Raw genomic sequence first — 12,945 nt, 5'->3', positions numbered from 1 at the left:
GGAGCAGATCACGCCGTCGGCAGCGTCCAGGCGGGGCCGTCCGGGTGGCCGTACCAGACGCGTTGGCCGCCGGGCCGGACCGTGACGCCGAAGTCTTCTCGACCGGGCGCCGCGGGGAAGCACGCGGACAGGGCTTCGACGATGTCCCAGAGCCGCTGGGGTCCGGTCTGACGGACGCTCCCGTTCACGTGGGCGGTGGCCGTGGAGCCGTCCTCGGTCCACAGCCCGACGCTGGTCAGTTCACCGTTGTCGTCCCGCCACGTGCACGAGTTGTGACCGGGTAGGGCCAGGCTGAGCGGGAAATCGAGCCGTGTCATCACGTCGGCGGCGGGCACCGAGGTGGTGTCCGGCTCCTGGTCCAGCAATGTCCGGAAGTCGGGCGCCCGTCCCGGCACACGTCGCGGCATGAAGAACGCGGGCAGGGCCAGGAAGCGTCCGTCAGCGTGTCCCGGTTCGGAGACGGTGAGACGGGCGAGGCCGAAGCCGATCGGGGCCACGATCACGGCCCCCGGCTTCGCCTGGTCCAGGAAAGCCGGAGGGACCGCCCGGATCGCGGCCGTGGCGATCAAGCGGTCGTACGGCGCACGTTCCGGGCAGCCGAGGGCCCCGTCCCCGGCGAAGACGTACGGGAGGGGGCCGAGGACGCTGAGCCTGCGTGTGGCGAGGTCCACCAGCTCGGGGTCGACGTCGACGGAGGTGACGTTCTCGGCTCCGAGGCGGTGGGACATCAGGGCCGCGTTGTACCCGGTGCCGGTGCCCAGTTCGAAGACCGTGTGTCCGTCCTCGACGTCGAGGGCTTCGAGCATGGTGAGCATGGTGGTCGGCTCGCTGGACGAGGACGTGGGGATGCCCTTGTCGTCCACCTGGGTCACCAGGGCGTTGTCCGAGTAGACCCTCTCCCAGTAGCCGGGGGAATCCTCGGTCACCTCCGTGGGCCGGCCCTGGCCCATGTCGTAGAAGCGAGGCACGAACAGATGACGCGGCACGTCGGCGAATGCCTGACGCCACCACGGGGCCGCATGGCCCTCCCCGAGTTGGGCCGCGAACCTGGCGCGCAGGTCGGCGGCCTGGTCAGTGGTGCTCATGTTCCGTTCGTTCCTTCGCTCAGGTAGTCGGCATGCGCCGACGCGATTCCCAATCCCGCTGCGTTCTCGGCCCAGGCCCAGGTGCCCGCAGGGTTGCATTCGAAGAACACGTCCAGCCGAGCGGGGAACATCCTGCCGTCGACCACCGTGAGCCGTACCTCGTACGCCTTCGGGATCTGCTCCTGGAGGTAGTGGGCGGTCGACGGCATCGAACGCATCAGTGCACCACGCCGCCAAGGCCGCGTCCTCGACGTACTCGCGTTCCGTCAGGACGCCGTCCCCGCTGAAGTGATGGAAGAGCACCAGCCCGCCGTCGAACACCCAGAAGTCGACGGGGGAACCGCCAAGTCCTTGGCCTGGCGCCGGGGAAGCCAGCGGACGTCCTCGCCTGCGAGGACATTCGTCAGGGCATAGTCGTATTCCCAGCGAACGTACTCGGTGAGCGGCTCGGAGATCACCCGGGCGCGGCGCACAGAGACTCCACGGGAGACGGCAGACCGGACGACGCCGTGCCAGCCTTCCCACCAGTCCGGTGCGTCGCGCCCGGGACAACGGCTCACGTGCCGGAGGATTCACCGGTGGTTCCTCCGCCCGGTCGAGGGATGTACTGGAGCATGACCCTGGGCAGCCGGATGATCTCTTCGTGATCCGGGACGTCCGTGCCGTGGCCGGGAACGCGGCGGATTGCTTGAGCGTCACGTACCCGCCTCACGTAGTCAAGGGCTGGGGGCGACCCGCCTCTGGCGGTCATGCCTGGGTGGGGGTCTGCCAGGAGTGGGGGCCGGGGTGGGCGGTGAAGTGGCCGCAGGGGATGCGGTCTTCGGGGGAGCGCGCCGGGCAGTCGGGGCGCAGCAGGATCACCCGGGGGACGTCGTCGGACCAGCGGGTCCACAGGGCGCCGGCGTCCGGGCCGGGGAGGTGGTCGTAGAGGATCGCGAAGTGGTCGCCGTCGTCGTGCGCCGCCAGGTGGCAGATCAGGTCGTCCGCGACCAGGTCCGGCCGCACGTCCGGGTAGCTGGCCAGCAGCTCCGCCCGCAGCGCCGGCGTCAGGAACGCCGACTTTTCGCAGACGCCGTCCCCGGCGACGGCCGACACCCCGGGCCCGGTCCCCGTCCCGGGCGAGGTCGCGGCTCCGGTCGCGGGTGAGGCCGCGGCTCCGGTCGCGCCCCCGGTGCCCCCGGCCGCCTCCGCCGTTCCGTTCGTCCGACGCTCCAACGTTCCCATATCCGTCTCCGTACCTTCCTGGTAGTCGTGTCGTGGCGCGAGGACGCGCGGCGGCCTCACCCGCGCATCTCCGCCCACACCGTCTTGCCGTCCGCCGCCGCCTCGACGCCCCACCGGTGACAGGTGAGTTCGTCCACGAGGTGCAGGCCGCGACCGCCGAAGTCCTCGGCCGTCATGGGCCGTACGCGTGGCCGGCGCGACGGATCGCCGTCGCGTACCTCCATCCGTACGCCCCGGTCGCCCGGCAGCAGGCGGTACGTCGTCTCGATCGCGCCGTCGAGGCCGCGCGCGTGCTGGACCGCGTTGGTCATCAACTCCGAGACGACGACGCCGGCTTCGTCCGCCAGATCGCCCCGGCCCCACAGTGCGAGCACCACGCGAAGTTCGCGGCGCGCCAGCCCCACGGAAGCGGGAACCTGCGCCCACCGATGGGTCACGGACGCGGTGTCCGTGTCCGTGACATCCCTCGCTGCCTGCATCGTGTGTCCACTCTCACTGTGACCGAGTCCTGACGTTCTGCATACAAGGGTGCGTACTACGGCCTACGATCACCAGAGTTGAGCCGTTGACCTTCGGGCCAGCAAAAAGGCGCGGGGGCACGCCTGTGCCGACCGCCGCGGAACGCACAGGTGAGAGCGAGAAGTGACCCTGCCGGTACGGCTGTTGTCGGCCACCGAGGCAAGGGGAAAGGTGCAGACGATTCGATGAACGCCACCGACGACGACGAACTCAGTACCCGTAGCTTGCTCGCGGCCGAGCTGAAGCGCCAACGGGAGCGGGCCGGTTGGACGCTGATGGAGCTGTCCGAACGCTCCAGGTACGACCCGTCGTACCTTCAGCGACTCGAAACCGGCACTCGGCTCGGCTCCCATGACGTGATGGTGGTGCTGGACCGCCTGTACGACACGGGTGATCTGCTCAGCAAACTGTGGCGCAAGGCAAAACGCGAGGACAAACAGCGGCGATACCAAGGCTTCGCTGAACTGGAAGCCGAGGCCACAGGAATCCAGGCGTTCAGCGCGAACACGGTTCCAGGCTTGCTGCAGACGCCCGGGTACGCGGAGGAACTCCTACGTTCGTTCGGCCCGGACAGCGAGGAGCAACTGGCCAGCCAGGTGCACGACCGGATGAGCCGACAGGACCGCCTGACCGGCGTAAAGCCCCTCAACTACCGCGCGCTGCTGGACGAGTCGGTCATCCGCCGACCGACGTTGCGCCCGTCGACATGGACCGAGCAGGTGCAGCATCTGATCGACGCTGCGCAGCGACCCAACATCACGCTGCACGTCGTGCCGCTCAACGCGGGCCTCCACAGCCTGCTCGGCGGATCGCTGCAGTTGTTGTGGCTTCCCAGCGGCCAAACGATTGCCTACGTAGAAGGCGGTTGGAGCGGCCAGCTCATTAGCGAAATCGAGGAGGTCGAGCACTTCCGCCTGTCCTACGATCGAGTGCGAGACTCCGCGCTGTCGCCAGCCGAGTCTCTTGAGCTACTGCGATCGACGCTGGAGGGCCAACCGTCATGCACACCACCGGACCAGACCTGAGTACCGCAGCGTGGCGTAAGTCGTCGTACAGCGACCACGCCGACCCCGACAGCTGCGTCGAAGTGGCCGACGGCTACACCGGCATCGTCCCCGTCCGCGACTCCAAGGACCCGCAAGGACCCGCCCTCGTCTTCCCCGCCGACGCCTGGACCGCGTTCGTCAACGACATCAAGGCGGGGCGCTACGCCCACTGACATCGTGACCTCGTAGCGCCTGCCGGACGCCGCGTCGGGGCCGCCTCGCGTCAGGTGACGCGGGTGGCCAGGAGCCGGCGGCAGGTCTGCGCGAGGGTGGCGCGCAGCTCGTCGTCGGAGGCCGGGGCGAGCTCTTCCACGAGTGCTCCGAGCCCGCGCAGCTGCAGGAACGCCAGCCGCTGGCCCAGGCTCGGACGCTCTCCGAACAGCACGTGCAGCGCACGGGCGTTGAGATCGCCCAGGGCGGCGTGGAAGCCCTTCTCCCGCCGCATCGCCGGATCGTTGGCCGTCAGCGCGTTCAGCCGGCGGTGCTCCAGGAGCAGCTCGACGTAGCCGTCGACCAGGAGGTCCAGCCGCTCCGACCGGTTGCGCACGGCGGACGCGGAGTCCAGCAGCTCCTCCGTCGCGGCGTACAGCGGTGCCAACGCCGCCTCCAGGATCGCCGCCTTGGTCGGGAAGTAGTGGTAGACGTGCGCCTTCGTCATGCCCACCGCCTCGGCGATGACCGCCAGCGACGTGCTGTCGTAGCCGCGCTCGCTGAACAGGGCGACCGCGGCCGTCAGGATCTTCGAACGCGCCTGCTCGGCCTGCTCCGCCCGGCTCGGTGCCACAGACCGACCCCTTTCCCTCGCCGACGTACGTCCCGATGTTAGCCCATCGACTCATGATTCACTTGACGATCGGCTAGCGAAATGCTTCGATTCATGAGCCGATCGACTAGTGAATCGCCGGGGAGGCAGGACGCATGAGCAGGGGTGCCACAGTGCTGGTCACGGGCGGCTCGGGGTTTCTGGGGGCGCACTGCGTCGCTCAACTGCTGCGCGCCGGATACGCGGTGCGCACGACCGTGCGCTCGCCGGGCCGCGAGGAGACGGTCCGCGCCATGCTGCGTACCGCCGGCATCGAGCCCGGCGACGCGCTCGGCTTCGCGGTGGCCGACCTCACCGCCGACGACGGCTGGGACGCGGCGGTCGCCGGCTGCGACCTCATCCTCCACGTCGCCTCCCCGTTCCCCGCGACCGTGCCGCGGGACGAGAACGAGTTGATCGTCCCCGCGCGCGACGGAGCACTGCGGGTCCTGCGCGCCGCCCGCAAGGCCGGAGTGCGCCGGGTGGTGCTCACCTCCTCCTTCGCGGCGATGAGCCACGGCCACAGGGACCTGGACCGCACCTTCACGGAGACGGACTGGACCGACCTCGACGGTCCGCACGTGAGCGCCTACGCCAAGTCCAAGACGCTGGCCGAGCGCGCCGCCTGGGACTTCGTCGAGCGCCACGGCGACGGGCTCGCACTCGCCGTCGTCAACCCGGTCGGCATCCTCGGGCCGATGCTGGGAGGAGACATGTCCACCTCGGTGACCCTGATCCACCGCCTGCTGAACCGCGACATGCCGGGACTGCCCCGCCTGTCCTACAGCCTGGTCGACGTGCGCGACGTCGCCGACCTGCACCTGCGCGCGATGACGGACCCGGCGGCCCCGGGCGAGCGTTTCCTCGCCACCGCCGGTGAACCCATGTCGGTCGCCGAGGTGGCCCGCGTCCTGCGGGACCGCCTCGACGACACCGCGAGGCGGGTGCCCACCCGCAGGCTCCCCGACCTGGTGCTGCGCGTCGCGGCCCTGGCGGACCCGTCCCTGCGCGGCGCCGTGTACGAACTCGGGAAGGTCAAGAGGTCGAGCGGTCGCAAGGCGCGTGAGGTGCTGGGCTGGCAGCCCAGGCCGTCCGAGCAGTCCATCGTCGACACCGCCCGGAGCCTGGTCGGGCTCGGACTCGTGACGGCCGCGGCCCAGGCGTCCCGCGCACGCGGTGGAGGAGGTCGACGGCTGTCGGGCCGGTCGGCGTGATCGCGGTGCTACGTTCCGCCGGCCGCGCGGCTCGCATCGACCACGCCGCTCGCGTCAGCCGCGCCGCTCGCGTCGACCACGCCGGCCGCGTCGGCCGCGCCAGCCGCGCCAGCCGCGTCGGCGCGGCGGTTGGCCTGGTCGATCTCGACCATGTGCTCCTCGGCCCAGGCGCGGACCGCCGCCAGGGGGGCGTCGAGGGACAAGCCGAGCGGCGTGAGGCGGTAGTGGACGCGCGGCGGGACCGTGGGCTCGACGCGGCGCTCGGCGAGGCCGTCGCGCAGCAGCGCCTGGAGGGTCACCGACAGCATCTTCTGCGAGACGCCCGGCATGCGGCGGCGCAGCTCGGCGAACCGCACCTCCTCCGGCGCGGCCTCCGCGAGCACCTTGACCGCCATCGACGTCCACTTCGTGCCGATCCGGTCCAGCAGCCGCCGGGTCGGGCACAGCGGGTCGAAGAGATCGCCGCGGCTGCCGGGCGCCGGACCCGCACCGTCCGGACCGGTCCGGCTTCCGGGACCGGAACCGGGGCCGGTCCGGCTTCCGGGACCGGGGCCGGGACCGGGGCCGGTCCGGCTTCCGGGACCGGGGCCAGGGCCAGGGCCAGGGCCAGGGCCAGGGCCAGGGCCGACCTCGGAACCGCGGGTCGCCGGGGTGGTCACCTCGGGCTCACCACCTGTCGCGCTCGTACGTTCTTGGAACGCCCAGCCTAGTCGCCTAGCGTGAGGTGGTCACCATTGGTGACCTCATACACGCACCACACCTGGGAGAGAGCATGACCCCCGCCGTCGACATCCGCCGTGTCACCGCCAACGGCGTCCGCCTCAACGTCGCCGTCGCCGGGCAGGGCCCGGCCGTGCTGCTGCTGCACGGCTTCCCGCACACCTGGCGGCTGTGGACGGACGTGCTGGACGACCTGGCCGCACGGCACCGGGTGATCGCGCCCGACCTGCGCGGGTTCGGCGCGAGCGAGCACGCCCCCGGCGGCTACGACGCCGGTACGCTCGCCGCCGACGCCGAGGCGCTGCTCGCCGCGCTGGGCGAGACCTCCGCCGACGTCGTGGCGATCGACGCGGGGACGCCGCCGGCCTTCCTGCTGGCGCTGCGCCGCCCGGACCTCGTACGGCGCCTGGTGCTGATGGAGTCGCTGCTCGGCCGGCTGCCCGGGGCGGAGGACTTCCTCGCCGGCGGCCCGCCGTGGTGGTTCGGCTTCCACGCGGTGCCGGGGCTGGCGGAGTCCGTGCTGCTGGGCCACGAGGCGGAGTACGTGGAGTGGTTCCTGAACCAGGGGACGCTGGGCGCGGGCGTGCGGCCCGAGATCCGCGACGCGTTCACCGCCGCGTACACCGGGCGGGAGGCGCTGCGCTGCGCGTTCTCGTACTACCGCGAACTGCCCGCGAGCGCCGCGCAGATCGCCGAGGCGACCGCGCAGAGCCGGCTGACCGTGCCGACCCTGGCGATCGGCGCGTACCCGGTCGGCCCGGCGCTCGCCCGCCAACTCGCGCCGGTCACCGACGACTTGACCGAGCACCTCCTGCCCGACACCGGCCACATCATCCCGCTGCACCGCCCCGCCGAACTCCTGGACCTGCTGCGGCCGTTCCTCGCGCGGGCGTGAGGCGCGGACGCATCGGCCGGCCCACCCGCACGCACACCGGCTCGCCCGCGAACGCGAAAGCCGCGCCCGCCCGTGGGCGGACGCGGCCTCCACCGCACCAGGGAACGCGGCGACGTCAGATCAGGCCGAGCGCGCGGACCGCCTCGCGCTCCTCCTCCAGCTCCTTGACCGACGCGTCGATCCGCGGCCGGGAGAACTCGTTGATCTCCAGGCCCTGGACGATCTCGAACGCGCCGTTCTTCGTGGTGACCGGGAAGGACGAGATCAGGCCCTCCGGGACGCCGTAGGAGCCGTCGGAGGCGATGCCCATCGACGTCCAGTCGCCCTCGGCGGTGCCGTTGACCCAGGTGTGGACGTGGTCCAGGGCCGCGGAGGCGGCCGAGGCGGCCGAGGAGGCGCCGCGGGCCTCGATGATGGCCGCGCCGCGCTTGGCGACGGTCGGGATGAAGGTGTCGGCGAGCCACTGCTCGTCGTTGACGACCTCCGCGGCGTTCTTGCCGGCGATCTCCGCGTGGAAGATGTCCGGGTACTGCGTGGCGGAGTGGTTGCCCCAGATGGTGACGCGCTTGATGTCCGAGACCTGCGCGCCGGTCTTCTTCGCGAGCTGGGCGATGGCGCGGTTGTGGTCCAGGCGGGTCATCGCGGTGAAGCGCTCGGCCGGGACGTCGGGCGCGGCGGACCTGGCGATGAGCGCATTGGTGTTCGCCGGGTTGCCGACCACCAGGACCTTGATGTCGTCGGCCGCGTGGTCGTTGATCGCCTTGCCCTGCGGCTTGAAGATGCCGCCGTTGGCCTCCAGGAGGTCACCGCGCTCCATGCCCTTGGTGCGGGGGCGGGCGCCGACGAGGAGGGCGACGTTGGCGCCGTCGAAGGCGACGTTCGGGTCGTCGGTGATCTCGATGCCGCGCAGCAGCGGGAAGGCGGCGTCGTCCAGCTCCATCGCGGTGCCCTCGGCGGCCTTGAGCGCCGGGGTGATCTCCAGCAGGCGGAGGTTGACCGGCACGTCCGCGCCGAGCAGGTGGCCCGAGGCGATACGGAAGAGGAGGGCGTAGCCGATCTGGCCGGCCGCTCCGGTGACGGTGACGTTGACGGGAGTGCGAGTCATGCCTTCTCCTGGCCTTTGCTGCGGGTGTGCTGCGGGTGTACTGCGCGGGTGATGGTCGCCCCGGCAGTGGCCCGAGCGGCCCCGTTCGCGGATCTCTCGGCGTCAAGAAACCCACCGGCCAGGCTATCGCGCGCGGCCCACCCCGCCCGCCGCCGGGTCATGTGGCCCCGATCACCGCTGCTCCGTTCGGGCGGTCAGCCGATGCAGACGCCCAGGAGGATCAGGCCGAGGCAGAGCTGGGACGGGGTGGGGGTGGGCGTGGCGGGTGGGGTGGTGCCGCCGGTGGCGGCGGTGCCGGCCGTGGCCGAGGGGGGCGGGGTCGCGGGTGGCGCGGACGTGGTGGGCGGGGGCGTCGTGCCGGCGGGACCGGCCGGGGCGGTGGTGGACGCCGCGGAAGGCGGCGCGGTGGAGGCGGCGTCCGGCGTGGCCGCGGGGACGGCCGAGCCCATCGCGGACGGGGTGTCGCCGGCGGCAGGGGCTCCCCCGGCCGCGCCGGACGACGCGCCCGGGGCCGAGCCCGCGCCGCCCGCCGCCGTGCCGCCACCGCCGGAGGCGGGAGAGGCGAAACGTTCCGGCACGGACGACGCGTCCATCGTCGGGCGCGCGCTGCCGTCCGGCGCCCCGCCGCCCGTGCGTGCCGTGAGCATCACCCCGACCAGCGCCGCCGCGGCCAGCGCGGCCACCGCGAGGAGCAGCAGCACGCGGCGCCCGCGCCCGGGCAGGCCCTCCTCCGCGCCCAGCGGGTCCAGCGGGTCCGGGTGCGGCACCGGTCTGCCGCGCCCGCGGTCGCCGCCGCCGGTGCTCGCCCTCTGCGCGAGCTTCCACAGCGCGCCCACCCGGTCGTAGTCCGCGCCGCTGGCCTGCGCCAGCACCTCCACGGCGTCCAGCGGGGGCAACTGGCGGGCGGCGAAGGCGCGTTCCCAGCCCTCGACGGAGTGCGCGGTCCGCGCGGCCAGCGCGGGAACGGTCAGGCCGCTGCGGTCCTTCATCCGCCGCAGCTGCGTCGCGAGCCGCCGCATGTCCACGGGAATCCGGTCGGCCAACGGTTCCCACGTACCCGCCACTGCACCCGCCCCCACCCTTGGTGACCGCCCGACCACGCCCCGACTTCCCCCGAGGTCACGCTAGAACACCCGTCCAGCCGACAGGCCCGTTTCCCCAACTCGCCCCGAACCCGCGCCTGCCGGGGCTACAGTGCGCCCGCGCACGACGGCGCCCCGCCGCTGCCGTTCGGCTAACGGACCGAGAAGTGGATGATGTCCTCCAGGAACGGGATCCGGATGATCGGGTCCGGCTGGGCCATCAGCGCCAGCAGGAGGATCCCGAGCCCCAGGACGGCGTACGTGATGACGTCCGTGAAGCGGCTGCGCACCGCGAGCATGCCGACGTTGGCGACCGCCCAGCGCAGCACCGCCCCGGTCAGCAGGGCCACGGCGACCACGATGCAGCCGGCCCTGAACTGGCCGGTCGCGGTGACGATGAGGCCGATGACCGCACCCGCGATGACCACCAGGATCGGCCACTGACGGGCCGGCGCAGGCGCGTCGCCGCCGGCCGCGCGACCGCCGCCCTCGGGCCGCGCGGTGTCGCGGGTGACCGCCGGCCGCCCGCCGGGCTCGCGCGGCGGCCGGCCGGCGTGCCGCCAGGCCGGCTCGGCGCCGGCGGCCGGTCGGCGCCGGCCGACTCAGCCGACACGTTCCGCCGCCTCGGCCGCCTCCACCACGTTCCACAGCAGCAGCGCGCGGGTCATCGGCCCGACGCCGCCGGGGTTCGGCGAGAGCCAGCCGGCCACCTCGGCCACGCCCGGGTGCACGTCGCCGACGATCTTGCCGTTCTCGTCGCGGCTCACGCCGACGTCCAGGACGGCCGCGCCGGGCTTGACGTCCTCGGGCTTGACGATGTGCGGCACGCCCGCCGCCGCCACCACGATGTCCGCCTGGCGCAGCAGCGCCGGCAGGTCGCGCGTGCCGGTGTGGCACAGCGTCACCGTCGCGTTCTCCGACTTGCGGGTCAGCAGCAGTCCGATCGACCGGCCGACGGTGATGCCCCGGCCGATCACCACCACGTGCGCGCCGTTGATCTCCACGTCGTGCCGGCGCAGCAGCTGGACGATGCCGTTGGGGGTGCACGGCAGCGGGCCGGGCACCCCCAGCACCAGCCGGCCCAGGCTCGTCGGGTGCAGGCCGTCCGCGTCCTTGGCCGGGTCCATCAGCTCCAGCACGCGGTTGGTGTCGATGCCCTTGGGCAGCGGGAGCTGGACGATGTAGCCGGTGCACTCCGGGTTCTCGTTCAGCTCGCGGACGACCGCCTCGATCTCCTCCTGCGTGGCGGTCGCGGGCAGCTCGCGCTGGATGGAGGCCAGGCCCACCTCGGCGCAGTCGCGGTGCTTGCCGGCGACGTACCACTTGCTGCCCGGGTCGTCGCCGACCAGCAGCGTGCCGAGTCCGGGGGTGGTCCCGCGGGCCTTGAGCGCCTGGACGCGGGCGGTCAGTTCTGACTTGATCGCGGCGGAGGTGGCCTTGCCGTCGAGAATCTGGGCGGTCATGTGCCCATACTCGCGGATCGGGGCCGCCGCCGACCAATCACCCCCGGATCACGCCGTGACGCCCCCCTGCCCGGCACCGTTGCCCCCAGCCTCTTGCGTCCGCACCGGCCCGGGCCGGACGATGTGCCGCGTCCCCCCGCACCGCCCGTCCCGCCCCTCCCTAGGACCACGAGTGAGTCAGCCTCCCGGCCCCGGCACGCCGTCCGGCATCCCGCAGCAGCCGCAGCAACCGCAGCAGCCCGCGCCCGCCCAGCCGTACGGGAGCCCGCCGCCGTACCCGTACGCGCAGCCGCAGCAACCGCCTCAGTCCCAGCCCGCCTCCCCGTACGGCGGGCCGCAGCAGCCGTACGGCGGGCCGCCGGCCTACGGGAGCGGGTACGGCTACCCGGCGCCGGGCGCGTACCCCTACGCCGGCTACGGCTACCCCGCGCCCGGGATGCCGCCGGGGACGCTGCCCGGGATGCCGCCGCCGGCGAGCTGGGGAGCCCGGCTCGGCGCGCTGTTGCTGGACGGGCTGACGGTCATGCTCGTGCCGTCCGGCCTGATCACGGCCGGGTACGTGCAGCTGGCGGTGAAGCTCGCGGACCGCTGGAAGGACTGCGACGACGCGGGGATCAGCCGTGACGCGTGCCCGACGCCGAAGGCGCCCGCCTCCTCCGTGACCCTGATCGTGATCGGCGGGGTGCTGTCACTGGTCGCGATGGTCTTCCTGGTCCTGCGGGAGGGGAAGACCGGGCAGACGCCGGGCAAGCGGATCGTCGGCATCCGGCTGCTGCGCGAGCAGGACGGCTCGGCGCTCGGCTTCGGCCTCGCGCTCGGCCGCCGGCTGCTGCATGTGCTCGACGCACTGCCGTGCTACCTCGGCTTCCTGTGGCCGCTGTGGGACGGGCGGAAGCAGACCTTCGCCGACAAGATGACGCACACGGTCGTCGTCCGCGACCCGCGATAGCGCCCGGCACCGCAGCCGCGGGCCCGGCCACGGACGCCGCGCCCGCGCCCGGCTAGCCCGGGCCGGGGTCAGCCCGCGCCCGGGTCAGCCGGCGTCCGGTACGCCCGGCTCCGCCCGCTCCGTCAGCCCGCGTCCGTCAGCCCGGCTCCGCCGCCGTGACCCGCGGCTCGCCCAGCCCCGCGGCGGCGGACCACAGCCGCTCCAGCTCCTCGCGGGCCAGCTCGGTGAACGTCCGCTCGTGCGGCGGCTCGGTCCAGCGCGCGAACGCGTCGTGGAACGCGAGCATCCCGAGTTCGGCGGCGACCGTGGCGGTCCGCTCCTCGACGCCGCGCAGCCGCAGCGCCTGCGCCACCGCCTCCGCGAGGCCGTAGCGCTTGAACGCCGAGCGCTCCCGCAGCTCGCGGTTGGCGGCGACGACCTTCAGCAGCCGCGGCCCGAACGCGCGCTGCTCCGGCACGAACGACGCGGTGACCGCGTCCAGCGCCGCGGCGACCGCCTCCATCGGCGTGGCGTCCGCGGGCGCGTCGGCGATCGCGTCGACGAGCAGCCTGCTGTGCACCGGCTGGCCGACGAAGAGCACCTCGCGCTTGTCCGGGAAGTGCCGGAAGAACGTGGTCTTGGTCAGCCCGGCGCGCTCGGCGATCTGCGCGACCGTGGTGCTGTCGTAGCCCTGCTCGGCGAACAGGTCCAGCGCGGCCAGCACCAGCCTCTCCCGCCCGTTCGGCTCCCATCGACCCATGCGCCCAGCATAAGTGATGTGACTCGGTACCGTCACACTCACGGGGTGAGGTACGGTGACGGTACCGAGTCACATCACTTGCGCCCCGCACCGGCGGGGCGG

General features: G+C 72.9%; 15 protein-coding genes and 2 pseudogenes. 5 read left to right on the top strand and 12 right to left on the bottom strand.

The annotated features are described in order from the left end of the window. Positions 1–8: 8 nt before the first annotated feature. The 5 genes and pseudogenes from VSR01_RS24810 to VSR01_RS24790 form a co-directional block, all read right to left on the bottom strand. On the bottom strand, positions 9–1,085 hold the full coding sequence (locus tag VSR01_RS24810; protein ID WP_326453796.1) for a methyltransferase domain-containing protein: 1,077 nt from the start codon (positions 1,083–1,085) through the stop codon (positions 9–11). Continuing rightward, positions 1,082–1,303: a hypothetical protein gene (locus VSR01_RS24805; RefSeq protein WP_326454019.1), complete on the bottom strand. Its 222-nt coding sequence runs from the start codon at positions 1,301–1,303 to the stop codon at positions 1,082–1,084. Before VSR01_RS24805 ends, VSR01_RS24810 begins: the two co-directional genes overlap by 4 nt. Before the next feature lie 132 nt (positions 1,304–1,435). Continuing rightward, positions 1,436–1,645: pseudogene (locus VSR01_RS24800) on the bottom strand (DUF6879 family protein); the annotation flags it as partial. A 187-nt stretch (positions 1,646–1,832) separates the two neighbouring features. Next, positions 1,833–2,180: a hypothetical protein gene (locus tag VSR01_RS24795; RefSeq protein ID WP_326451338.1), complete on the bottom strand. Its 348-nt coding sequence runs from the start codon at positions 2,178–2,180 to the stop codon at positions 1,833–1,835. A gap of 185 nt (positions 2,181–2,365) precedes the next feature. Further along, positions 2,366–2,746, bottom strand: coding sequence for an ATP-binding protein (locus VSR01_RS24790; RefSeq protein WP_326451337.1), 381 nt, complete (start codon positions 2,744–2,746; stop codon positions 2,366–2,368). 267 nt (positions 2,747–3,013) lie between these two features. Between VSR01_RS24790 and VSR01_RS24785 the strand changes: the two genes are divergently transcribed. Next, positions 3,014–3,853 (top strand): helix-turn-helix domain-containing protein, encoded by an 840-nt coding sequence (locus VSR01_RS24785; protein ID WP_326451336.1) that lies wholly within the window; start codon positions 3,014–3,016, stop codon positions 3,851–3,853. Further along, positions 3,829–4,047 (top strand): DUF397 domain-containing protein, encoded by a 219-nt coding sequence (locus VSR01_RS24780; protein WP_326451335.1) that lies wholly within the window; start codon positions 3,829–3,831, stop codon positions 4,045–4,047. The genes VSR01_RS24785 and VSR01_RS24780 overlap by 25 nt, the downstream gene beginning before the upstream one ends. A gap of 50 nt (positions 4,048–4,097) precedes the next feature. On the opposite strand, the gene VSR01_RS24775 is transcribed toward VSR01_RS24780, so the two are convergent. Then, a complete protein-coding gene (locus VSR01_RS24775) occupies positions 4,098–4,658 on the bottom strand; it encodes a TetR/AcrR family transcriptional regulator (protein WP_326451334.1) in 561 nt (186 codons plus the stop codon). Positions 4,659–4,792: 134 nt separating this feature from the next. Here VSR01_RS24775 and VSR01_RS24770 point away from each other — a divergent pair, with 134 nt between their 5' ends. Continuing rightward, positions 4,793–5,890, top strand: coding sequence for an SDR family oxidoreductase (locus tag VSR01_RS24770; protein ID WP_326451333.1), 1,098 nt, complete (start codon positions 4,793–4,795; stop codon positions 5,888–5,890). A gap of 101 nt (positions 5,891–5,991) precedes the next feature. Here VSR01_RS24770 and VSR01_RS24765 read toward each other — a convergent pair. Beyond that, a pseudogene (locus VSR01_RS24765) lies at positions 5,992–6,336 on the bottom strand (winged helix-turn-helix transcriptional regulator); the annotation flags it as partial. 326 nt (positions 6,337–6,662) lie between these two features. Between VSR01_RS24765 and VSR01_RS24760 the strand changes: the two are divergent. Continuing rightward, positions 6,663–7,505 (top strand): alpha/beta fold hydrolase, encoded by an 843-nt coding sequence (locus VSR01_RS24760; RefSeq protein WP_326451332.1) that lies wholly within the window; start codon positions 6,663–6,665, stop codon positions 7,503–7,505. Between the two features lie 115 nt (positions 7,506–7,620). Here the strand turns inward: VSR01_RS24760 and VSR01_RS24755 are convergent, their stop codons facing one another. From VSR01_RS24755 to VSR01_RS24740, 4 genes are all read right to left on the bottom strand, one after another. Beyond that, positions 7,621–8,610 (bottom strand): malate dehydrogenase, encoded by a 990-nt coding sequence (locus VSR01_RS24755; RefSeq protein WP_326451331.1) that lies wholly within the window; start codon positions 8,608–8,610, stop codon positions 7,621–7,623. A 194-nt stretch (positions 8,611–8,804) separates the two neighbouring features. Further along, positions 8,805–9,629 carry a helix-turn-helix domain-containing protein gene (locus tag VSR01_RS24750; protein WP_326451330.1) on the bottom strand — a complete coding sequence of 275 codons (825 nt, stop codon included), beginning with the start codon at positions 9,627–9,629 and terminating at the stop codon, positions 8,805–8,807. A gap of 215 nt (positions 9,630–9,844) precedes the next feature. After that, positions 9,845–10,120 carry a DUF3017 domain-containing protein gene (locus VSR01_RS24745; RefSeq protein ID WP_442785530.1) on the bottom strand — a complete coding sequence of 92 codons (276 nt, stop codon included), beginning with the start codon at positions 10,118–10,120 and terminating at the stop codon, positions 9,845–9,847. A gap of 174 nt (positions 10,121–10,294) precedes the next feature. Then, positions 10,295–11,155 carry a bifunctional methylenetetrahydrofolate dehydrogenase/methenyltetrahydrofolate cyclohydrolase gene (locus VSR01_RS24740; protein WP_326451329.1) on the bottom strand — a complete coding sequence of 287 codons (861 nt, stop codon included), beginning with the start codon at positions 11,153–11,155 and terminating at the stop codon, positions 10,295–10,297. Positions 11,156–11,327: 172 nt separating this feature from the next. On the opposite strand from VSR01_RS24740, the gene VSR01_RS24735 reads away from it, so the two are divergent. Further along, on the top strand, positions 11,328–12,104 hold the full coding sequence (locus VSR01_RS24735) for an RDD family protein (protein ID WP_326451328.1): 777 nt from the start codon (positions 11,328–11,330) through the stop codon (positions 12,102–12,104). Between the two features lie 136 nt (positions 12,105–12,240). Here VSR01_RS24735 and VSR01_RS24730 read toward each other — a convergent pair whose 3' ends face one another. Beyond that, entirely contained in the window at positions 12,241–12,843 is a 603-nt protein-coding gene (locus VSR01_RS24730) for a TetR/AcrR family transcriptional regulator (RefSeq protein WP_326451327.1), read from the bottom strand. Between the last annotated feature and the right edge of the window lie 102 nt (positions 12,844–12,945).

This window comes from Actinacidiphila sp. DG2A-62 (assembly GCF_035825295.1).
GTDB lineage: Bacteria > Actinomycetota > Actinomycetes > Streptomycetales > Streptomycetaceae > Actinacidiphila.
The sequence above is the reverse complement of the archived record's forward strand: the minus strand, read 5'-3'. Positions and strand labels throughout refer to the sequence as shown.